The 20,411-nt window shown below is 39.4% G+C and carries 22 protein-coding genes; 12 read left to right on the top strand and 10 right to left on the bottom strand.

Annotation, left to right across the window (positions count from 1 at the left end):
* The first annotated feature begins 1 nt into the window (after position 1).
* From CLV32_RS02985 to CLV32_RS03000, 4 genes are read left to right on the top strand one after another with little or no spacing between them, the layout of a single operon-like run.
* Entirely contained in the window at positions 2–448 is a 447-nt protein-coding gene (locus CLV32_RS02985; protein WP_133552235.1) for a 3-hydroxyacyl-ACP dehydratase FabZ family protein, read from the top strand.
* Positions 441–1,724 carry a beta-ketoacyl-[acyl-carrier-protein] synthase family protein gene (locus CLV32_RS02990; RefSeq protein ID WP_133552237.1) on the top strand — a complete coding sequence of 428 codons (1,284 nt, stop codon included), beginning with the start codon at positions 441–443 and terminating at the stop codon, positions 1,722–1,724. The genes CLV32_RS02985 and CLV32_RS02990 overlap by 8 nt, the downstream gene beginning before the upstream one ends.
* The gene (locus CLV32_RS02995) at positions 1,714–1,971 is read left to right on the top strand and encodes an acyl carrier protein (RefSeq protein ID WP_243732225.1); all 258 of its coding nucleotides are present in this window, start codon (positions 1,714–1,716) and stop codon (positions 1,969–1,971) included. Before CLV32_RS02990 ends, CLV32_RS02995 begins: the two co-directional genes overlap by 11 nt.
* Positions 1,968–2,423 (top strand): 4'-phosphopantetheinyl transferase family protein, encoded by a 456-nt coding sequence (locus CLV32_RS03000; protein WP_133552239.1) that lies wholly within the window; start codon positions 1,968–1,970, stop codon positions 2,421–2,423. The genes CLV32_RS02995 and CLV32_RS03000 overlap by 4 nt, the downstream gene beginning before the upstream one ends.
* Here the strand turns inward: CLV32_RS03000 and CLV32_RS03005 are convergent.
* The 3 genes from CLV32_RS03005 to CLV32_RS03015 all read right to left on the bottom strand — a co-directional run bounded on the left by CLV32_RS03005 (position 2,417) and on the right by CLV32_RS03015 (position 5,983).
* Positions 2,417–3,301 carry a Ppx/GppA phosphatase family protein gene (locus tag CLV32_RS03005; RefSeq protein ID WP_133552241.1) on the bottom strand — a complete coding sequence of 295 codons (885 nt, stop codon included), beginning with the start codon at positions 3,299–3,301 and terminating at the stop codon, positions 2,417–2,419. The two genes, CLV32_RS03000 and CLV32_RS03005, sit on opposite strands and share 7 nt — an antisense overlap.
* Positions 3,301–5,358 carry a polyphosphate kinase 1 gene (ppk1, locus tag CLV32_RS03010; RefSeq protein ID WP_133552243.1) on the bottom strand — a complete coding sequence of 686 codons (2,058 nt, stop codon included), beginning with the start codon at positions 5,356–5,358 and terminating at the stop codon, positions 3,301–3,303. Before ppk1 ends, CLV32_RS03005 begins: the two co-directional genes overlap by 1 nt.
* A 115-nt stretch (positions 5,359–5,473) precedes the next feature.
* Positions 5,474–5,983, bottom strand: a complete 510-nt coding sequence (locus CLV32_RS03015) for a hypothetical protein (RefSeq protein WP_133552245.1) — start codon at positions 5,981–5,983, stop codon at positions 5,474–5,476.
* Between the two features lie 163 nt (positions 5,984–6,146).
* Here CLV32_RS03015 and CLV32_RS03020 point away from each other — a divergent pair, with 163 nt between their 5' ends.
* Both CLV32_RS03020 and CLV32_RS03025 read left to right on the top strand, forming a co-directional pair.
* Positions 6,147–6,638: a YajQ family cyclic di-GMP-binding protein gene (locus CLV32_RS03020; protein WP_133552246.1), complete on the top strand. Its 492-nt coding sequence runs from the start codon at positions 6,147–6,149 to the stop codon at positions 6,636–6,638.
* Entirely contained in the window at positions 6,638–7,072 is a 435-nt protein-coding gene (locus CLV32_RS03025; RefSeq protein WP_133552248.1) for a GNAT family N-acetyltransferase, read from the top strand. Before CLV32_RS03020 ends, CLV32_RS03025 begins: the two co-directional genes overlap by 1 nt.
* Here CLV32_RS03025 and CLV32_RS03030 read toward each other — a convergent pair whose 3' ends face one another.
* Complete coding sequence (locus CLV32_RS03030) at positions 7,073–8,383, bottom strand: nicotinamide mononucleotide adenylyltransferase (protein WP_133552250.1); 1,311 nt, start codon at positions 8,381–8,383, stop codon at positions 7,073–7,075. It abuts the gene before it with no gap.
* 28 nt (positions 8,384–8,411) lie between these two features.
* Between CLV32_RS03030 and CLV32_RS03035 the strand changes: the two genes are divergently transcribed.
* The 4 genes from CLV32_RS03035 to CLV32_RS03050 all read left to right on the top strand — a co-directional run bounded on the left by CLV32_RS03035 (position 8,412) and on the right by CLV32_RS03050 (position 14,575).
* Positions 8,412–10,163: an ABC transporter ATP-binding protein gene (locus tag CLV32_RS03035; protein ID WP_317130231.1), complete on the top strand. Its 1,752-nt coding sequence runs from the start codon at positions 8,412–8,414 to the stop codon at positions 10,161–10,163.
* Between the two features lie 61 nt (positions 10,164–10,224).
* Positions 10,225–12,357 (top strand): ribonuclease R, encoded by a 2,133-nt coding sequence (rnr, locus tag CLV32_RS03040; RefSeq protein WP_133552252.1) that lies wholly within the window; start codon positions 10,225–10,227, stop codon positions 12,355–12,357.
* 29 nt (positions 12,358–12,386) lie between these two features.
* The gene (locus CLV32_RS03045) at positions 12,387–13,355 is read left to right on the top strand and encodes a polyprenyl synthetase family protein (protein WP_133552254.1); all 969 of its coding nucleotides are present in this window, start codon (positions 12,387–12,389) and stop codon (positions 13,353–13,355) included.
* A 401-nt stretch (positions 13,356–13,756) separates the two neighbouring features.
* On the top strand, positions 13,757–14,575 hold the full coding sequence (locus tag CLV32_RS03050; RefSeq protein WP_133552256.1) for a helix-turn-helix domain-containing protein: 819 nt from the start codon (positions 13,757–13,759) through the stop codon (positions 14,573–14,575).
* An 87-nt stretch (positions 14,576–14,662) separates the two neighbouring features.
* On the opposite strand, the gene rpmA is transcribed toward CLV32_RS03050, so the two are convergent.
* From rpmA to CLV32_RS03070, 4 genes are all read right to left on the bottom strand, one after another.
* Positions 14,663–15,094: a 50S ribosomal protein L27 gene (rpmA, locus tag CLV32_RS03055; protein WP_133552258.1), complete on the bottom strand. Its 432-nt coding sequence runs from the start codon at positions 15,092–15,094 to the stop codon at positions 14,663–14,665.
* A 55-nt stretch (positions 15,095–15,149) separates the two neighbouring features.
* The gene (gene rplU, locus CLV32_RS03060) at positions 15,150–15,461 is read right to left on the bottom strand and encodes a 50S ribosomal protein L21 (protein WP_133552260.1); all 312 of its coding nucleotides are present in this window, start codon (positions 15,459–15,461) and stop codon (positions 15,150–15,152) included.
* Positions 15,462–15,543: 82 nt separating this feature from the next.
* Complete coding sequence (locus CLV32_RS03065) at positions 15,544–16,053, bottom strand: hypothetical protein (protein WP_133552262.1); 510 nt, start codon at positions 16,051–16,053, stop codon at positions 15,544–15,546.
* Between the two features lie 20 nt (positions 16,054–16,073).
* On the bottom strand, positions 16,074–17,459 hold the full coding sequence (locus CLV32_RS03070) for a dicarboxylate/amino acid:cation symporter (RefSeq protein ID WP_133552264.1): 1,386 nt from the start codon (positions 17,457–17,459) through the stop codon (positions 16,074–16,076).
* 110 nt (positions 17,460–17,569) lie between these two features.
* Between CLV32_RS03070 and CLV32_RS03075 the strand changes: the two genes are divergently transcribed.
* A complete protein-coding gene (locus CLV32_RS03075; protein WP_394346166.1) occupies positions 17,570–18,103 on the top strand; it encodes an RNA polymerase sigma factor in 534 nt (177 codons plus the stop codon).
* Complete coding sequence (locus CLV32_RS03080; protein ID WP_133552266.1) at positions 18,090–18,689, top strand: hypothetical protein; 600 nt, start codon at positions 18,090–18,092, stop codon at positions 18,687–18,689. Before CLV32_RS03075 ends, CLV32_RS03080 begins: the two co-directional genes overlap by 14 nt.
* Here CLV32_RS03080 and CLV32_RS03085 read toward each other — a convergent pair.
* Together CLV32_RS03085 and trxB are read right to left on the bottom strand one after the other, a co-directional pair.
* Complete coding sequence (locus CLV32_RS03085; RefSeq protein WP_133552268.1) at positions 18,686–19,306, bottom strand: hypothetical protein; 621 nt, start codon at positions 19,304–19,306, stop codon at positions 18,686–18,688. The genes CLV32_RS03080 and CLV32_RS03085 overlap by 4 nt on opposite strands.
* 79 nt (positions 19,307–19,385) lie before the next feature.
* Positions 19,386–20,351, bottom strand: a complete 966-nt coding sequence (trxB, locus tag CLV32_RS03090; protein ID WP_133552270.1) for a thioredoxin-disulfide reductase — start codon at positions 20,349–20,351, stop codon at positions 19,386–19,388.
* Between the last annotated feature and the right edge of the window lie 60 nt (positions 20,352–20,411).

The raw sequence follows: 20,411 nt of genomic DNA on the forward strand, positions 1-20,411 counted from the left end.
TATGAACACACAAGAAATACTAAAAGCATTACCCTATTCTTATCCTTTTCTTTTTGTAGACGAGCTTAGTGCGATCGACGAAAATGGAGCGACAGGATCTTATACATTTAACCCGGAGCTTGAATTTTACAAGGGACATTTTAAAGACAACCCGGTAACTCCGGGCGTGATCTTAACAGAAACAATGGCACAGATTGGCCTCGTATGTCTAGGAATTCATCTCATGGGAAATACAGATCAACAATCGATCGGCCATGTTATGTTAACATCAACTGCCATCGACTTCATGAAACCCGTGTTCCCAGGAGAAAAAGTTACCGTCGTATCTGAGAAAGTGTATTTCAGGTTTAAAAAATTGCATTGCACCGTTAGCATGACCAATGCAGCCGGAGAAACAGTGTGCAAAGGCACACTGTCGGGCATGGTTACATTGAAGCTCAATGGCTAACCGGGTTGTTATTACGGGACTCGGTGTTGTAGCACCCAATGGGGTTGGATTACAGGCTTTTGAATCCGCAATCCGCGGTGGTAAATCCGGAATCCGATTTGATGAAGAACTTAAGAGACTTCAGTTTTCTTGTCAGATCTCAGGAAAACCACAACTCAATGACGCGCTGATTGCACAATATTTCAGCACATTAGAGCTCCGTAATTTCAACAGCAACGGTATTATATATGGCGTCATTGCAGGGATGGACGCCTGGAAGGATTCAGGTTTGCCTGTTGCAGAAGCAAATGAGCCATTTTGGGACTATGGACTTGTTTTCGGATCCGGGACTTCTGGAATAGACAGGTTTAGAGAAGCAATTTATGATATTGATGAACTAAAGGTACGGAGATTGGGGAGTACCGTTGTGCTGCAGACTATGAATAGTGGCGTTTCGGCCTATTTATCCGGGAAACTTGGTTTAGGCAATCAAGTGTCGACAAACTCATCTGCATGCAGCACGGGCACGGAAAGTCTATTAATGGCCTACGAACGTATTAAAAACGGATATGCTGACGTAGTATTGTCGGGCGCAACTAGTGACAGTGGCCCCTACATATGGGGTGGTTTCGATGCGATGAAAGTATGTACTTATAAATCCAACGATGATCCTGAACGGGGTTCGAGACCAATGAGTAGCACCGCTGCGGGCTTCGTACCTGGAAGTGGCGCAGGTGCATTGGTTGTCGAGTCCCTTGATCATGCTTTGAAAAGAGGTGCGCGAATATATGCCGAAATACTCGGCGGACATGTAAATTCAGGGGGGCAGCGTGGGAAGGGAACTATGACGGCACCAAGTCCGATAGCCGTTCAACGTTGTATACGTCAGGCTTTACAACATGCAAACGTATTGGCAACTCAGGTAAATTTGATCAATGCCCACCTCACTGCAACTAGCATGGACAGTTTAGAGATTCGAAATTGGGTGGAGGCACTGGAACGAAGTGGTGATGATTTCCCTACCATAAACACATTAAAAGGGATGACCGGACATTGTTTAACTGCTGCCGGCAGTATCGAATGCGTGGCTGCTGTTCTGCAACTTCATGGGAATTTTATATTTCCGAACATCAATTGTGAAGATCTTCACCCAGAGATTACCAATCTGATCGCATCGAAAAGAATTCCGCAAAAAACATTGGAACAAAGATCGGATATCCTGATCAAGGCTAGCTTTGGTTTTGGCGATGTAAATGCTTGTCTCGTATTAAAAAAATATAATGAAAATGATGTCTAAAGAAGATTTAATTAACCGACTTAAGGCTATTGTAAGCCCTTACGCACAAAATAAGGAAGCGCTGAATTCCATCAGTGAGGATACCGATTTCATTAATGATCTAAAAATCAATTCGGCCAATCTGGTTGACGTGATTTTGGATGTTGAAGAAGAGTTCGATATTGTGATAGCTAACGAGGAAATGGAAAAGATGCTTACTGTAAAAGCATCAATGACTATTATTGAAAGCAAACTTGGCGAAAAATGATCGGAAACGACTTAGTCGACCTTCGATGCGCTTTAAAAGAAAGCAACTGGAAAAGAAAAGGCTTTCTTGAGAAGCTTTTCACACCTTCTGAACAAGCACATATTTTGTCGGCTGAAGATCCATTCCTACACGTTTGGCAATATTGGACAATGAAAGAGTCGGCGTATAAAATATATTCCCGAATAACTAAAACGCGAAGCTTCGCTCCCACTCGATTAGCTTGTACTTACGTGTCGAATGGGCACGGAACGGTTATTATGAATTCCCTGATCTATTTTACAAAAACAGAGATCAACGGAGATTATATCCACACAATTGCAGCAGAATCATCAATTCAGCTGGAAAAAATAAAAATTGAAATCATCCAATATTGTGGTGAGATGCCAGTCTATGCTTCAAAAAATCCAAGCTGTGTAAGTCACCATGGCCAATTTCTAGCCCTCGTTTATTGATTCAGATTTTCTTCGATGAGGAGGTTAATAATGCCGTCGGCCATCCCTACCCTTGGCACATACACTTGTTTGACACCAGTCCATTTCATCAGTGTTATAAAAATTTCAGCAGCAGGAATAATCACATCCGCGCGATCAGGGTTTAGTCCAAACACCTGAATTCTCTCTTTCAGTGAATGGCTATTCAAATCGTTGTACATGCTTTTGAGCTTTTGAAAAGTAAGCGGCATACCTTCCTTTTCTTCAGACATTTTAAACAACTTATTAATATTTCCTCCAGTACCAATTCCTGCAAGGTTTTTTAAGTTCCTTGTATGTTCTTTAACCCATACGCGCATCTCTTCCCAGGTTTCTTCTTTGTCTTGATTATCAAGAATACGAATTGTACCAATATCAAAGGATTTAGAGGCTATGGGCGCTTTGTTCACAAACACAGATAACTCAGTACTTCCTCCACCAACATCTATGTAGAGATAACTCTTATTGATATCCAGATTCTGTTCAATATGGTTCGCATAAATAATATTTGCCTCTCGCTGTCCTTCGATAATCTCCAAATCGATATTGGCAAACTTTTTAATTTTCTTAATTACATCTTTTCCATTCTCAGCTTCACGCATTGCCGAGGTTGCACAGGCCAGATATTTAGACACATGATATACATCCATTAAATTTTTAAATGCAATCATTGTTTTAATGAGATCATCCATTTTCCGCTCGGAGATTGCATGATCCAAAAAAGCATCATCTCCTAGTCGGAGTGGAACCCTGACCAAGGTGTTCTTTTTGAATTCAAATCCTTTCTCAGTTCTTGTGATATCTGCGATCAGCAATCGAACAGCATTTGAACCTATATCTATAGCGGCGTATCGGAGCATTATTGATGTTTGTTTTTTAAATAATTATATGTCTGTACCTGGGCTCTCACTTTCGTGGTCAACCTATTCTTATGGTATTTGTTGGTATTGGTCTTAGTGATGTCGCGTGCCTTTACATTGTCTTGCAACTGGAATTCAATAATATCTCTGATTTCCTGACGAACTTCAGTATCCAGTACGGGGAATCCAACTTCCACACGATGCTCAAAATTCCTGCTCATCAGATCTGCGGAGGAAAGGAACATCTCTTCTTTACCTGCGTTCCCGTAAATGAAGACCCTTGCATGTTCAAGATATCTGTCGATAATGCTGATGACCGTAATATTTTCACTATATCCTTTTACTCCAGGTATCAGGCAACAGATACCCCTTACGATAAGTTTGATCTGTACACCCGCGTTGCTTGCTTCGTAGAGCTTCTCTACCGTGCCTTCATCAGCAAGGCTGTTTACCTTAAAAATCAGGTATGCAGGTTTTCCAGACTTGGCAATTTTAATTTCTCTATCGATGAGGTTATAGAGTTTGTTTCTCGATTCTAGCGGAGACACGATCAGGTGTTTAAAACCTTTTGTCACCATCTTTTTGTTGAGCGCGGTGAAAAGTTTTAGTAAATCTGTAGTGATTTCTTTTTTTGCTGTGAAAATACTGTGGTCTCCATAAATCCTGGCTGTTTTCTCATTGAAATTTCCCGTAGCCAGATTAGCATAATACCTGGCCCGTCCTTTTTCCATTCTTTTAACCAGGCAGATTTTTGAATGCACCTTATAGTCAGTAAGTCCATAATTTACATGTACCCCTTCTTCTACCAAACGTGTTGACCAGAAGATATTGGCTTGTTCATCAAATCTTGCTTTTAATTCGACCAGGCAATTGACCTTTTTACCGTTCTTCACCGCATTGATCAAAGCGTTAATGACGCGTGAATTTTCTGCAAGGCGGTAAAGTGTAATATGAATTTCGACTACTTTCGGATCTATCGCAGCTTCGCGCAGAAATAGAATGATATAATCATAAGATTGATAAGGAAGGTTGATGAGGTAATCACGTTCAGCAAGCTTATTGAATATACTTTCGGTGCGGTGTAGTCCACTTACTTTCAAGGGTTCGTTACCAGCATATTCAAGCGTTTTGGGACCAACGTTCGGAAAACGGATAAAATCGCCAAATCGATGATACCGATTCCCTGGAATAAGGCTCTCAGCCTCAATTTTCATCTTTGATACCAGTACACTCAACATATCGAAAGGCATCTGCGTGTCGTAGAGTAAGCGCATTGGCTTACCTTTTTTACGTTTTGCCAAACTTGTTTTCAATTCGTCAATAAACTTATCGCTTACATTCTTATCAATATCCAGTTCAGCATCTCTTGTTACCTGAATAGAATATGCGTCCAGCTCTGTATAGTTGAAGACATAGAAAATATCGTCAAGACAATATTTGATGATATCTTCAGCAAGGATAATAAATTTTAAATCATTCGTTTCGGGCAATACCAAAAACCGCGGAATATCTGGTGGTAGTTCTATTAGAGCGTAGTTCTGAAGCGTTTTTGATCCCTTTTTTGTTAACCGCACAAAAAAATACAGATATCGGTCTTTCAGTTCAGGAAAAGGTTGATCGGGCTGAATTAAAATAGGAACCAGATTAGATAGTATTTTATCGCGAAAATGATTTCTTACGAACTCTCCGCGTGAAACATTCAACTGTGTATCATTTAGAATAAAAATTCTATTTTGAGCCAGTTCATTCATCAGCGTAGCTTGAAAAAGCTGTTCAAATTTCCTTTCCTGCCTAACAACAATATTTTTTATTTCATTTAAGACTTTCTTTGGATTAAAGCCTAGTAGTTCTTTCGCTTTGTCATTGAGGTTAGCCAGACGTGACATTGTTGCGACCCTTACGCGGTAGAACTCTTCCAAGTTAGATGAAAAAATAGACAAGAATTTAATTCTTTCTATCAAAGGAACCGTTTCATCGGCTACTTCCTGCAGTACGCGTTCATTGAAATACAGCCAGCTTATTTCCCGATTTAAAAAAGGAACTTTCTTTTTAGTCATGAATGGTAATCAAATTTCCCCGTTTGTATAGGAACAATCAAAACTGCATATTTTATTGTTAACCCAATGTTAATTATCTCATACCAACCGTCAATTGTTAATCATGTTGTGAATTTTATGATTCCGGCGTTTCAGGTGAAGCTTTTGGCTTTCTGGCGGGCATTTTTTTAACTGCAGGAGCCGTCTTAGTAGCCTTGGTTACCTTAGCTGTGGTTGAGGCTACCGGCTTAGTTATTAATTTTGCTGCCTTTTCCGCTGTTGCAATAGCCTCTACTTTCACTGAACTAATTACCGGTTTCGCTTTTGCAGTAACCTTTTTGATAGCCTGTTTCGTTTTCTGAATGTCTTTTTTTACTTCTCGTTTTGCAGACGCAGCTTTCTTAGCTATTGCTGGTACGCCATCTGTTGCGTTTTCTTCAACTTTTTTCTTAGTGGAACCCAATTTCTTTCCGATCTTCTTGGCTACAAATTTGCTTACGAGAACCAAATCCTCACCGATCTGTTCTGCATCATGACCTAAGTTTTTAACGGCCTCAAAAAACTTAGCGGTAAGGCTTTTTTCTAATTCTTTTTTTGCGGCTTTTTTCTCTGCTTTTTTTTGGACTTCGGCTTTGCTATTCTTCATAATTTCGTGTTTTTGCATCAAATGATCCTGCTCCCCGATTAAGTCTAACCAAGGTAAAAATTGGTTTTCTTAAATTTACGGACATGGGGTGTTTAAAGGATATTTTTTGTTGATTTGTATTATTATTTAAATCTAATCTATTTTTCATACTAAAGCTATAATCATGCCCACTTTTGATATTGTAAGTAAAGTTGACGCGCAGACTTTTGATAACGCGATGAACAATGCTAAAAAGGAAATTCTAAACCGTTACGACTTTAACGGATCTAAGAGCACTATTGATCACGATAAAAAAACAAATGTGATCACTATTGTGACGGAAGATGACATGCGGCTGAAAGCGATTCAAGATGCCATTATCTCCAGGATGACCAAACAGGGACTTGATTCCACAAGTCTTGATTTTGGTAAAGAACAATATGCATCTGGCAATATGATCCGTAAAGAGATTTCTGTAAAAGAAGGTATTGATAAGGAAGCAGCCAAAAAGATAGTTGCAAAAATTAAGGCAAGTGGATTAAAAGTACAGGCTTCCATGATGGACGATCAGGTGCGTGTACAAAGCAAGAGCATTGATGATCTTCAGGGCGTTATTGCATTGTGCAAAAAAGAGGATTTTGGTCAGCCCTTGCAGTTCATAAATATGCGTAACTAATGGAAATACTGGAGCATGGATTCATATATTCTGATGATGTAAACAGACTTGATCTTATTGCAATACACCGATTTCTAAGTCAGGAATCATACTGGGCAAAGGGAATTCCACTGCAAATTGTTGAACGATCTCTCTCCAATTCCCTTTGTTTTGGTATTTACAAGGAGGCGCGCCAGGTCGGTTTTGCACGTTGGATCACAGATAAGGCGACCTTTGGGTACCTTGCTGATGTGTATGTAGAAGCAGAATTCAGAGGATTGGGGCTTTCCAAGAAACTGATTTCCCTTATGCTCTTTCACAAAGATTTGCAAGGCTTGCGCAGATATATGTTGGCGACCAGGGATGCCCATGAACTATACAGTCAATATGGATTTAAACAACTTGAAAATCCCGACAATCTGATGGCGGTTGTCATTAAAGATGCATACCTCTAACTAAACTGTCTTAACATCAGCCTCGCTGTAGTCTCTGATATCAGCAATATATCCATTGATAATCAGAAAATCGAACAGCGGTTTCGCGTCAGGTGTAACAGGCATATTTGCCGTCGTAATTACCTGATGTGATTTTTTATCAAGGAAGGGATAGGCAAAAAGTTTGACGTTTTTACTGAACATATCACTTACATAGGTAAGCAGCATACTGCTGTAGTTTTCTCCAAAATTACTTGAATTAAATACAAACTTCAAGTTATTGATGTTAGTGGATATCCCAACACTTTTCGGCTTACAGCGATCAAGATATTTCGCCAGTTTATTATGACGTGCAAAATTGGAAACAATAACGAGGTTACCTGTTGCGCACATATCGGCTGCGCGTTTAGCAACTGCGTGCAGATCGATTTCCTTATCGTCTTCGTCGGGTGTTAGCACATTAGAAAGCAAAACTTCGATCAGGACACTTAGATTATCTTCCTGAACGTGTTCAGTACGCACAAACTGGTCTACTGCCTTATTGAGCATACTGAAGTTAGGATTCGATTTCTGAGCATACTTAGTCCGCAGAATCATAATATCCTTTTTATAAAGCAAATCTTTTGGAAGAACAGGCTGTCCATCTGCATTGAATATCGCTGCACTTGAAAAGTCCTTAACAATCAGATAGAGGTTCAAAAGTATGTTATTAATATTTGTAAAGGCAGGCCCATTTACGGAAATCAGATCTATCTCGACCGAACCAACTGTCAGATTATCCGCCAATGACTCAATCATGGTTTTCGGATCCTGGTTATAGTAAAAAGCTGCGTAAACTAGGTTAACACCGATGATCCCTAAAACATTCTGCTGTAAAGCTGCATCGGTATCAAGTAAACGTACGTGAAAAAATATTTCGTTTGGTTCGCCAGCCGGTTCTGATTGAAACTGAATCCCTATCCATCCGTGTGGATCATTGGACTTATTGTAGTTTAATGTAGTAACTGTATCTGCAAAGGCAAAGAAAGTACGCGAATCATACTTCTCTCCAGAGAGCCTTTCTTTAAGAAGGCCGAATTCATGATTCAGCATTTTTTTAAGTCGGGATTGACTTACATACCGTCCTGTTTCCTCCGCACCATAGATAGCGTCACTAAAAGTCATGTCGTAAGCAGACATTGTTTTCGCCACGGTCCCCGAAGCAGCACCTGCAGTAAAAAAGTTTCTTGCAACCTCCTGACCAGCACCGATTTCAGCAAATGTGCCATATATCTTCGGATTTAAATTGATCTTTAATGCTTTACGCTTGGTATCCAGAATTTCTCTTTCCATGGTACAAAAATAAGGAAAAAGGGGGATTTTGAACGATAAAAATCCCTATCTTGGTAATGAGATGTTAAATGTAACCAATCTAAATATAGCTTTCCATAACCAGGAAGACAATTCGTGGCTGCAAGCTGTTCAAGATATCAGTTTTAAAATAGAGCCTGGAAAGATACTGGGAATCGTAGGAGAATCCGGATCAGGCAAGTCGGTCACCTCTTTTTCGATCATGAGACTTCATGATCCTGCAAATTCGAAAATCAGTGGAGAGATTACTTTTAATGAAATCAATTTACTTGATGTTTCAGCGACAACGATGAGATCATACCGCGGAAACAGGATCGCGATGATTTTCCAGGAACCAATGACTTCACTCAATCCTGTCTTCACGTGTGGATTTCAAGTCCTTGAGGCCATTGTACTGCATCAGAAACTAGATAAAAAGACGGCTAAACAGATGACATTAGCGTTGTTTAAAGAGGTGCAACTACCGAGGCCGGATTATATCTTTGATAGCTATCCTCACCAACTTTCTGGTGGACAAAAGCAGCGTGTAATGATTGCAATGGCGCTAAGTTGTAATCCCGAATTGCTGATTGCCGACGAGCCTACTACTGCGCTGGACGTGACAGTCCAAAAGACTATTCTAGAATTGCTCTTAAAGATCAGGAAAGAAAGGCATATGGCGATGATCTTTATATCGCATGATCTTGGGGTAATCAGCGAGATTGCAGACGACATTGCTGTGATGTATAACGGGCAGATTGTTGAGCAGGGACCATCTTCAGCGATTTTTAAGGATGCACAACACCCTTATACTAAGGGCTTATTAGCGTGCCGACCAGCACCAGAGCGGTTACTTAAAAAGCTTCCTGTAGTAGCAGATTTCCTAAGCGGGAATAGTGCAGTAAATAGTGCTCACCTGGAAAAAAGCAACACATATACCCCTGAAGAAATCACGACACGCAGAAGTAGTTTATATAACCAGCCACCTTTGCTTGAAGTGAGGAATTTATGCACGTGGTTTCCCATAAAAAAAGGATTTTTTGGTACTGCAAAATCATTTGTCAAAGCTGTTGATGATGTTAGCTTTGATGTTTTTCCAGGTGAAACACTGGGTCTTGTGGGTGAATCGGGTTGCGGAAAGACCACCTTAGGACGGAGCCTGCTACGGTTAACAGAACCTAGTTCTGGGACCATTTTATTCAACAAGGTTCCCATCCTCGACTTAGGCGGGTCAGCAATGCAGTCAATACGAAAAGACGTGCAATTGATATTTCAGGATCCCTATTCTGCACTTAATCCAAGAATGACCATTGGCAATGCCCTATTGGAGCCTTTGGCTGTGCACGGTATTTTTGACAGTATTTCGGATAGAAAAGAACATATCATTGGGCTGTTAAAGAAGGTAGATCTCAAGGCAGACCATTTTAACCGTTACCCGCATGAGTTTTCTGGTGGACAAAGACAGCGGATAGTAATTGCCCGCGCTTTAGCTTTACAACCCAAATTCATAATCTGCGACGAATCTGTATCAGCGCTGGATGTTTCAGTACAAGCGCAAGTGCTTAACTTACTCAGAGATCTACAGCAGGAATTTGGACTCACTTACATCTTTATATCACACGATTTGGCGGTAGTAAAACATATTTCTGACCGCATGATTGTAATGAACAGGGGCAAAATAGAAGAATCTGGCTTTCCAGAAGACATCTATCATAACCCGCAAACGGCTTACACAAAAAAGCTAATTGCTGCTATTCCCGGTGCTCAAAGAATAAATTTGTAAACAACAAAGGACGCGAAACCGTTGCAAAAGTGTTACCTTCGGGCTGATACACCCATATACTATGGCAAAAAATAAATCTTCACATTTAAAGCAGGTCTTAACCCAGCTGATTAGTGATGTCTTAGATAAGCATAAAAAAAAGGCTTTAAATTACAAACAAGTTTCAGCCGAATTAAATATCAGTGACGCAGACTCCAAGCAAACCATTCTGGACGTTCTGAAAGAGCAATCACAAAAGGGGCTTTTTGAAGAACCTGAGAAAGGAAAATTCCGTTTAAAGGACCTGAAAACTTTCATCACAGGAAAAGTGGATATGACAGCAGACGGTGCTGCTTTCATCATTCCTGATGACGAATTTGAAAAGGATGTCTTTGTTTCTGCACGTAAGTTACACAATGCCCTCCATGGCGATAAGGTTAAGGTCTACATTTATGCAAAGAAAAGCGGCAAAAAAAATGAGGGTGAGGTTATCGAGATTATTGAGCGTTTAAAAACAGACTTTATCGGAGTTATTAAGATTTCGGAGCGCTTTGCGTTTGTGAATATAGATGACAAGAAGATGCTTCATGATATATTCGTTCCTTTATCTGATTTGAATGGTGCTAAGAACGGCCAAAAGGTTCAGGTTGGAATAACAGACTGGCCTGAAGGCGCAAAAAATCCGATAGGAAAAATTCTGCATATCCTCGGAGAACAGGGAGAGAATGACACGGAAATGAATGCAATCCTGGCACAATACGGGTTCCCATTACAATTCCCTCCAGAAGTCGAAAATGAAGCTAATGCGATTCCTGAAACGATTTCAGAAGCTGAACTTACCGGACGTAAAGATTTCAGGAACACAACTACCTTTACAATAGATCCAGCTGACGCCAAGGACTTCGATGATGCAATATCTTTCAAGAAATTAGAAAATGGAAATTTCGAAATTGGTGTACACATCGCCGATGTATCTCATTATGTAATTCCTAATTCTCCGCTCGACAAAGAAGCTTATTCCAGGGCAACATCTGTTTACCTTGTTGATCGTGTAATTCCTATGCTACCCGAGCGCTTGAGCAATGGTGTCTGCTCCTTACGACCTCACGAAGACAAATTATGTTTTGCAGCGGTATTTGAAATTGATGAAGAAGCCAATATTAAAAACGAGTGGTTTGGACGTACAGTAATCCATTCTGACAGGCGGTTTTCTTATGAAGAGGCTCAGGAAGTAATAGAAAACAAGAGTGGCGACTATGCAGAAGAATTATTAAAGTTAAATGAACTTGCTTACATTCTTCGCGACAGGAAATTCAAGAATGGCGCTATTAGTTTTGAGAGCACGGAGGTGAAATTTCAGCTTAACGAGCACGGTAAGCCTATTGGCGTATATGTTAAGGAACGCAAAGATGCGCATAAACTCATCGAAGATTTCATGCTGCTGGCGAATAAAAAAGTAGCGGAATTTGTAGCCAAAAAAGGAAAAGGTAAACAAAAATACACTTTCGTTTACCGTTCGCACGATTCACCGAATCTTGAGAACCTGGGTAATTTTGCTTTATTTGCAGCTCGCTTTGGCTACAAGATAAATATGAAAACTGATAAGGAAATTGCTAAATCGCTTAATTTTCTTATGGAAGATGTAGAGGGGAAAAAGGAACAGAACGTCCTTACACAGCTTGCTATCCGATCGATGGCTAAAGCAGTGTACACTACTAAAAAAACCAGTCATTATGGCCTTGCGTTTGACCACTACACACACTTTACCTCCCCTATCCGCAGATATCCGGACGTAATGGTACACAGGTTACTCGCATCCTATTTGAATAACGAAAAATCCGCAAACGAAGAAAAATACGAAATTGCATCTTCTCATTCCTCTGCTATGGAAAAGCGTGCTGCAGATGCAGAGCGTGCTTCTATCAAATATAAACAAGTGGAGTATCTGGAAGAAAATGTAGGGAATATCTTTATGGGTATTATTTCTGGTGTTACTGAATGGGGTATGTATGTAGAGCTGATAGAGAACAAATGCGAAGGTATGATTAGGCTTCGCGATATTGCTGACGATTTTTATGTGCTTGATGAGAAAAATTACTGTATTATCGGACAGCGTAAGAAGAAGAAGTATCAACTCGGTGATGAGGTTAAAGTTAAAGTTAAAAAAGTTGATTTGTCTAAACGACAAATAGATTTCTCTTTAGTGCAAGATTAATTAACTAAAGAAAAAAAAGCAAAGATTACATGTACACTATACCAGAACTGCAAAAACTCATAGAACAAGCAATTCCAGCAATTGAATATCCTTCACATCCAAAAAACCTATACGATCCGATCACTTATATCATGAACCTTGGGGGCAAGAGATTACGTCCTGCATTAGTACTTATAGCTACGGATCTATTTAGCGGAGATGTTAACGCCGCAATGCCTGCAGCGCTTGCGATAGAAACCTTTCACAATTTCACATTGATACATGATGATATTATGGATAATGCACCATTACGTCGTGGAAAACAAACCGTACATGAAAAATGGGGCGTTAACAATGCAATATTGAGTGGAGATGTGATGATGGTAGAAGCAAATAAGCAACTTGCACAGGTCAATACAGGTGTTTTAAAGGATGTTCTCAATACGTTCAACACTACAGCCCAGGGCGTATGCGAAGGTCAGCAACTGGACATGGAATTCGAAACGAGAAATGACGTAAGCATATTGGAATACATAAATATGATCCGGCTAAAAACAGCTGTTCTAGTTGGCGGTGCGATGAAGCTTGGTGCGATTATTTCTGAAGTTAGCCCGGAGCAAGCGGAGTTGATCTACGATTTTGGCGAAAATCTGGGCATAGCATTTCAACTTCAGGACGACATTCTAGATGTTTACGGTGACCCTGAAAAATTCGGTAAGCAAGTAGGTGGGGATATTATAGCGAATAAAAAAACATTCTTATTGCTCAATCTTCAGCAAGCCGTTAGTAAAGCGGATGAGCAATCACTTCTAGATCAATCTACAAATAACAATCTGGATCAAAAGATTGCTAAAATCACAGCACTTTACGAAAAATACGATATCAGGGGATTAGCTACAAAAGAGATGACGGCCTACCTGGACAAAGCATTCGATGCTTTAGCTAGGATAGCCGTGGAGAAGCACAGAAAAGAACAGTTAATTCAGCTTTCAAAAGAGTTAATGAACAGGGAAACGTAGTAGCAGTTTACTCAGCCAATACTTATCGGAAGGCTTAAGTATGGTATATAAATTCGTGAATTTCTGTCCAATTATTTCCACATTTTTTTCCCCATAAAGGGAGTTTTTGCCAAAATGAGTTTTTTGTTTGCGGCGAAGAAAATGTGTTAATTATCTTATTTTATTACATTTTTATTTGAGAATTTCTTGTAGCCCGTACAGACCATATTACCTAAAAGTGTGTTTTAGCAATTTCAACCGGTAACAGAACAATTTCTAAACCTGTTTTTTTCATCGAAGCAGATTTTTTATCACTGAAACTTGAGCATCTAAAATACTTCGGTACTGCTATCCGTAATTACACATAACGGCCGGATCTTATTGGAGTAATAATTGCATTAGTACAACCTATAACCCATACTATGCAAGAGATACTGTCAAAGAAAGATATAGGCGAGCGAATTAAAAAACTGAGAATCAAGTCGGGATTATCACAGTTCTTTATTTCGGAAGTGTTACAACTGTCAAGGAGCAACTATTCCCAGATAGAACTTGGAAATCAGTTTCCTACGTTTCATACTTTACATATTCTTGCCCGTTATTATAGTAAATCTTACGAATGGCTATTACATGGCTATCAAATCCAGGAAAGCGATAAGAAAAGTAATCCCGGGCCATTCGTTTTTCCATCCTTAGAGCAGGTGGTATTTTGCACGGCCTCGGATAATCGTCCGCAGCTTTCCATTATTCCTGAAAATAAGCGTGAGCAGTATTTGATTGCACTAAGGGATATAGATTTTATAGAGACTCTTGACCCACTACACATTCCTTTAGACTATGGGGCCTCAAATAATGTTTATCGTGCCTTTACACTCACTGGTTTGAGCGTACCAGCAATGTTGCAGCCGAACGATATAGTAATTGGGCGGCACCTCTCTGAATTTAAAAAGTTGCTGTTAAACAATTTATATATTATAGTTACTTATGATGAGATACGCATTGCAAGGTACTTAAACATCAATAGTTCGATGGATAGTTTGGTATTCAGAAATAACAATAATAGTACAGATTTTATTGTACCTTTTACGACTATTCAGGAAATATGGGAATCACACGGCAAATTTACTACAACAATAGATCCTATAGTAAATGATATGGAATTAAATCTAAAACGATTTGAGCACACAATCAAGAAGCTTGAAAAAGAATTAAATCTGATGCGGAGTCTAAAATCCGTTTAGTACGGAACAGGGACAATAAGGTAAATTTATTACATAAAAAAAGAGGACACTTATGATGTCCTCTTTTTTTATGTATGTATTTGCAAATTATTCCGCTGGTGCAGCCTCAACTTCCGTTGATTCAGTAGCAGTTTCCGCTTTAACAGCTTTCTTTGCAGGTGCTTTTTTCGCAGGTGCTTTTTCAGCAACAACTTCTTCAGTTGGCTCCGCAGCTTTTTCCGCTTTAACAGCAGGTGCTTTTTCAGCAACAACTTCTTTAACTACTGCCGCAGGCAATATAGAAACGTAAGATTTATTATCTTGTTTCTTTTTGAAGATTACAGTACCATCAACTAATGCAAACAAAGTATGGTCTTTACCAATACCTACGCCTTTATCAGGATGATGTTTAGTACCGCGCTGACGTACTAAAATATTTCCAGCGATAGCTTCCTGACCTCCGAAGATTTTGATACCTAAGCGCTTGCTATGCGATTCACGTCCGTTCCTGGAACTACCGGCTCCTTTTTTATGTGCCATTTTATTTTATATTTTAAACTGGGAAACCCAAGTCTTCTATTAAACCAAAAATTAATTACAAACTGATACTCTCAATCTGGATCTTAGTGAAATACTGGCGGTGGCCATTTTTCTTTTTGTAACCTTTTCTACGTTTCTTTTTGAAAACGATTACTTTATCACCTTTTAAATGAGACACGATTTTAGCTGATACGGTTGCACCTTTAAGTGCTGGAGTTCCTACAGAAATAGTTCCACCATCTTCAACCAACAATACATTGTCAAATTCAATACTAGCGCCTTCATCTCCCTGCAAACGGTGTACAAAAAGATGCTGGTCTTTTGCAACTTTGAATTGCTGTCCTGCTATATTTACTATTGCGTACATTGTTAAATAATTATTATTTTAAATTGTTTACTTTTTTTAACGAGGTGCAAATATAGAATATATTTTTATAAATTCATAACGTTTAGTTTTTCTTTCCGTACCGATCTTCTGCATCATTCAGTGTTTTCTCTACTAAGGTTTTCATCTGAAGCGCAAGATCCCGGAGTTTAGGTATTTCGTTGTAGTCACTCAGAAAGATTACCTTCTTCGATTTCTTTTTATAATTGAACTGTAGCTCATAGCGCAACACCTTGTCTGATTTCAGATCAGTGCTTCCTGCAATGATTTCAGGGAAATTCCAAAAACCTAATTCACTAGCTTTACTATGCAAATAAATGATGTCATTTTCCCTCAACTTTACATTCGTTTTTATCAATGAATCTTTACCATCCAAATACTGATAAGTACCTGTTGCGGAATCATAACTATTCTCCAGTACAGGTCCGGTGCCCCATTTGTATTGGAATGACTCAAATTCAGCGGATTTAAAAGGTGCATTTTTTAAAATCGGCCGGTAATAAATGACGCAATACGCCAAAAAAGGAACTACAATAGTTAAGAAAAGAAATATTTTTTTTGCTCTGGTACTCATATTTAAATTTTACGCACTAATTAATCTTGAGCTTCTGAAAGCTCTCCTTCCCATTTACTTACTACGGCAGTGGCAAGACTGTTTCCAATAACGTTAGTTGCTGATCGTCCCATATCCAATAACGGATCTATACCAATCAGCAAAGCTAATCCGGCTTCTGGAATATTGAATGTTGCAATCGTTCCTGCGATAACAACCAGTGATGCGCGAGGAACACCTGCAATCCCTTTACTTGTCAGCATCAGAATCAGTAACATAGTTACCTGTTGTTCAAATGAGAGGTGTATTCCGTAAGACTGTGCAATAAAAAGAGAGGCAAAGGTCATATATAACATTGACCCATCCAAATTAAATGAATATCCAAGCGGAAGTACGAAACTCACAATTTTATCCTTACAGCCAAATCGTTCTAACTGTAACATCGTTTTAGGATAAGCAGCTTCACTACTTGCAGTACTAAATGCAACTAACACCGGCTCTTTCATTCGGTTCATCAGATTAAAAACCCGGGATTTCAAAATAAAGAATCCGATCGCAATCAATAAAATCCACAACAACAACATGCTGGAATAAAATTCACCGATGAACAACGCATAGGTGGATAACACTGAAAGTCCCTGTTTAGCTACAATGGCGGCCATGGCACCAAATACTGCAAAGGGTGCAAAGTTCATCACGTAGCCGGTGATTTTAAGGATGACGTGGGATACTGAATCAAAAAAACTAATAATAATCTGACCTTTCTCTCCAATCGCAGCTGTTGCTACACCAAAGAAAAGTGAAAACACCACAATCTGCAAGATTTCATTTGTAGCCATAGCTTCAGCCATACTTTTAGGCACGATATGAGAAATAAAGTCCTTCATGGAAAGCGCTACTTTATGTACGCCGGTATCGATATTACTTGGAGGCAACGGCAGGTGCATGGCTTCACCTGGTTTAAAGAAATTAACCATAATCATACCCAGAATCAGAGACAGCAGGGAAGCGCTAATAAACCACAACATCGTTTTACCTCCGATGCGACCAACGGCCTTAATATCCCCAACTTTAGCAACACCTACAACCAGTGTCGTAAATACGAGCGGTGCCACTATCATTTTAATCAGACGCAAAAATATATCGCTAAGTAGTGTAAGTGGTTCCAAGGACTTCTCTCTAGCCGTTTCACTATCGCGACGGGTCTTGATGGCTGTTACCTTTTCTACGTTCAACTGTTTATACTCAATACTCAAGGTATCTTTAACAGTTAATAATTCAGTATCAATGGATTTAACCGCGTTTTCGGATTGTAATATCGTAGCATTGTATGTGCTGAAAGACTTTACATTCAAATAATACCCGAGGGCAACACCCAAGATCAGGGCTAGAAAAATAAAAAATGTTAATCTGTTATTCTTTGACATTCAGTTTGGATTAGGTCTTTTTCGATCCCGTAAAACTACGATAATTAAATTATTCTATAAAGTTTATTCAAAACGCGTATAAATTTCGAAATTGCGCTGTAACAAGCCGTATGGGCAACAGTCTAACAAGCACACAACGACAACCAGTGGAAAAAAAGGACCAGCTATTTAAACAGATTTTCGACAGCAATTCCAAGAAAATATTCCATTTGTGTTATGGATATACCGGAGATGCTGATTCAGCAAATGACCTCCTACAGGAGACTTTCCTGAAGGTCTGGCAGAATCTCGATAAATTCAGGAATAAATCACTAATCTCAACTTGGATTTATAGGATTGCTGTAAACACCTGCCTTACTTACCTCCGTTCTGAAAAAAGACAAGCTAAAGACGAATTGACAGACAGTATTATTGAAAATAAAGTAGAGGAGTTTTCTGAAAAAAATGAACAAGTAGCTTTACTATATCAGTCGATCGCAAAACTTGAGGAAAATGACAGACTAATTATTACCATGGTGTTGGATGAACTGCCTTATAATGAAATAGCAGAAATATCAGGCATCAGTGAGGGGAACCTTCGCGTAAAAATTCACCGCATTAAACAAAAACTTACCGAATTATATAACCAGCATGCAAGAATTTGATCACATACAATCGCTGTGGGACACACATAAGGTGGAAGTAAAAATCTCATCTGATGAAATGCTCAGCCAGGTTAAGAAAGATGTAGGGGGTATAAGAACCAGATCTGTGTTAAACATAGCAGGTATGATCCTCTCGTTCCTCGCTATTGCCGCATTGTGGTTGTTTTTTGACTTTAACTCCTGGACTACCCATGCAGGCTTGACAATAACAATTACAGTAATTGCAGTTTATACTTTTATTTTATACAGAGGTCACAGGCTAATTGCACAAAACGATTTCACCGCGCATCCGAAAGAGTTTCTTGCCAGCTTAAAAAGCTATCAGTTGGACCGGTTCAAATTATATAATCGTTTGTACTGGATATATGCTGTTGCACTCAGTATTGGCATTATATTGTATTTCTTCGAAATGCTTTCTTATTACAGCCCATTAATGCAGTGCGCTGCAATTATCTTGACTTTTGCCTGGATGTTGTTCTGTTCTACATTAGTTAGAAAAACAGCAATGAAAAGAGAAAAAGAACGCATTTCATTGCTGATTGAAAAATTTGAACGTATAAGTTCGCAATTCAAAGAAAACAGTTAAGGCTTTTTCTCTTCTGAAGACGAAAACTCGTTTCCGCGCAAGCTGTACTTCAAGAGAATCTTGGCATCAGATTTTTGATTGGAATCCGTCTCATTTTTAACAGAAAAAGTCCGGTAGAGATCACCATTTTTGATCTGGAATGCATCAGCGCCGACATAGTTTTTTTTCCATTTAGCATTTAGCCCCGGAAAACTGATCTTTTGAAAACTTCCACCAGAAAATTCATACACGTTAAGATCCGGGATATTATCCTTTGTCAACAGCTCAATATAAAGTTCAGGATTTCCATCATTGTCAAGATCCATATTCCAGGCATCTTTAAGAATTCCATTTCTTTCGACAGCTACAGATTTAAAAGTATTTTTCACAGAGTCAGACATAAGGATCAGATATCCTCCTACGCTATCTTTTCCTTTACCCCAGCTGACAACTTCAAAATCAAGGCCTGGTTTGATCGAGATATCCTTATAGAATGGGAATTGATGCACCGAAACTACCTGTTTAGCGGTGTCAGATAAAGAAGCTGTTTTTTCAGGACTATTACCTGTGCAGGATGCTAGAAAAGCAACTCCTCCTAAGAGCAGAATCTGCTGCAGAAAATTGTTTATGGATTTCATTCTGTTTGATTGCAATTACAGCAGCAATTTAAACAAAAAACAAGTCTACACAAACTGCTTCTGCAGCAGAGTTATGGAATTATGAATCTATTTGAACGTGGTCTTCTTTTGCCGCCAGATAACGCTCGGCATCAAGTGCCGCCATACAGCCTGAACCCGCTGCCGTTACCGCCTGGCGGTAGTAATGATCCTGAACATCTCCACAGGCAAACACCCCTTCAACATTCGTTTTTGTTGACCCAGGAATAGTTTTAAGATAACCTGTTTCATCCATTTCCAACCATCCTTTAAATATATCCGTATTAGGCTTATGCCCGATGGCAACAAAGAACCCTTCGACAGCAAGATCTGTTTCAGCACCAGTTTGGTTGTTAACTACCCGCAGACCCGTTACATTTTTACCATTTCCCAAAACTTCCTTAGCTTCAGAATTATAAATCACTTCTATGTTTGGCGTATTTAATACTCTGTGAACCATAGCTTTAGATGCCCTGAATTCATCACGACGAACCAACATATAAACTTTCTTGCATAGCTTGGCAAGGTAAGTAGCTTCTTCCGCTGCGGTATCGCCAGCGCCCACGATCGCTACATCCTGGTTTCTAAAAAAGAATCCATCACATACTGCACAAGCAGAAACGCCAAAACCATTATAGTGTGATTCACTAGGCAGGCCTAACCACTTTGCCGTAGCGCCTGTAGAAATAATTACTGTATCAGCAATAATAGTCTTAATCTCATCCACAACAACTTTATGTGGCATACTTGAAAAATCCACTGAACTAACATATCCAAAACGGATATCTGTTCCAAAACGCTCAGCCTGTTTGCGAAAGTCTTCCATCATTTCCGGCCCCATAATTCCATTTGGATAGCCCGGAAAATTATCTACATCTGTAGTCTGGGTAAGTTGTCCACCCGCTTCCATACCCGTGTATAGAACCGGCTTAAGATCTGCCCTGGCGGCATAAATGGCAGCAGTATAGCCTGCAGGACCTGATCCTATAATCAGACATTTGACGTGTTCTGTTTCTTGCGAATTCATATAATAATATTGAGCTACAAAATTACACTTTCTCTTGCTGATGCACAAATATCCAGGCAC

The organism is Pedobacter duraquae, assembly GCF_004362245.1.
Classification (GTDB): domain Bacteria; phylum Bacteroidota; class Bacteroidia; order Sphingobacteriales; family Sphingobacteriaceae; genus Pedobacter; species Pedobacter duraquae.

Coding starts and splice junctions, on each gene's coding strand:
- CLV32_RS02985 (WP_133552235.1), top strand. CDS start 2: ATGAACACACAAGAAATACTAAAAGCATTACCCTATTCTTATCCTTTT.
- CLV32_RS02990 (WP_133552237.1), top strand. CDS start 441: ATGGCTAACCGGGTTGTTATTACGGGACTCGGTGTTGTAGCACCCAAT.
- CLV32_RS02995 (WP_243732225.1), top strand. CDS start 1,714: ATGATGTCTAAAGAAGATTTAATTAACCGACTTAAGGCTATTGTAAGC.
- CLV32_RS03000 (WP_133552239.1), top strand. CDS start 1,968: ATGATCGGAAACGACTTAGTCGACCTTCGATGCGCTTTAAAAGAAAGC.
- CLV32_RS03005 (WP_133552241.1), bottom strand. CDS start 3,301: ATGCTCCGATACGCCGCTATAGATATAGGTTCAAATGCTGTTCGATTG.
- ppk1 (WP_133552243.1), bottom strand. CDS start 5,358: ATGACTAAAAAGAAAGTTCCTTTTTTAAATCGGGAAATAAGCTGGCTG.
- CLV32_RS03015 (WP_133552245.1), bottom strand. CDS start 5,983: ATGAAGAATAGCAAAGCCGAAGTCCAAAAAAAAGCAGAGAAAAAAGCC.
- CLV32_RS03020 (WP_133552246.1), top strand. CDS start 6,147: ATGCCCACTTTTGATATTGTAAGTAAAGTTGACGCGCAGACTTTTGAT.
- CLV32_RS03025 (WP_133552248.1), top strand. CDS start 6,638: ATGGAAATACTGGAGCATGGATTCATATATTCTGATGATGTAAACAGA.
- CLV32_RS03030 (WP_133552250.1), bottom strand. CDS start 8,383: ATGGAAAGAGAAATTCTGGATACCAAGCGTAAAGCATTAAAGATCAAT.
- rnr (WP_133552252.1), top strand. CDS start 10,225: ATGGCAAAAAATAAATCTTCACATTTAAAGCAGGTCTTAACCCAGCTG.
- CLV32_RS03045 (WP_133552254.1), top strand. CDS start 12,387: ATGTACACTATACCAGAACTGCAAAAACTCATAGAACAAGCAATTCCA.
- CLV32_RS03050 (WP_133552256.1), top strand. CDS start 13,757: ATGCAAGAGATACTGTCAAAGAAAGATATAGGCGAGCGAATTAAAAAA.
- rpmA (WP_133552258.1), bottom strand. CDS start 15,094: ATGGCACATAAAAAAGGAGCCGGTAGTTCCAGGAACGGACGTGAATCG.
- rplU (WP_133552260.1), bottom strand. CDS start 15,461: ATGTACGCAATAGTAAATATAGCAGGACAGCAATTCAAAGTTGCAAAA.
- CLV32_RS03065 (WP_133552262.1), bottom strand. CDS start 16,053: ATGAGTACCAGAGCAAAAAAAATATTTCTTTTCTTAACTATTGTAGTT.
- CLV32_RS03070 (WP_133552264.1), bottom strand. CDS start 17,459: ATGTCAAAGAATAACAGATTAACATTTTTTATTTTTCTAGCCCTGATC.
- CLV32_RS03075 (WP_394346166.1), top strand. CDS start 17,570: ATGGGCAACAGTCTAACAAGCACACAACGACAACCAGTGGAAAAAAAG.
- CLV32_RS03080 (WP_133552266.1), top strand. CDS start 18,090: ATGCAAGAATTTGATCACATACAATCGCTGTGGGACACACATAAGGTG.
- CLV32_RS03085 (WP_133552268.1), bottom strand. CDS start 19,306: ATGAAATCCATAAACAATTTTCTGCAGCAGATTCTGCTCTTAGGAGGA.
- trxB (WP_133552270.1), bottom strand. CDS start 20,351: ATGAATTCGCAAGAAACAGAACACGTCAAATGTCTGATTATAGGATCA.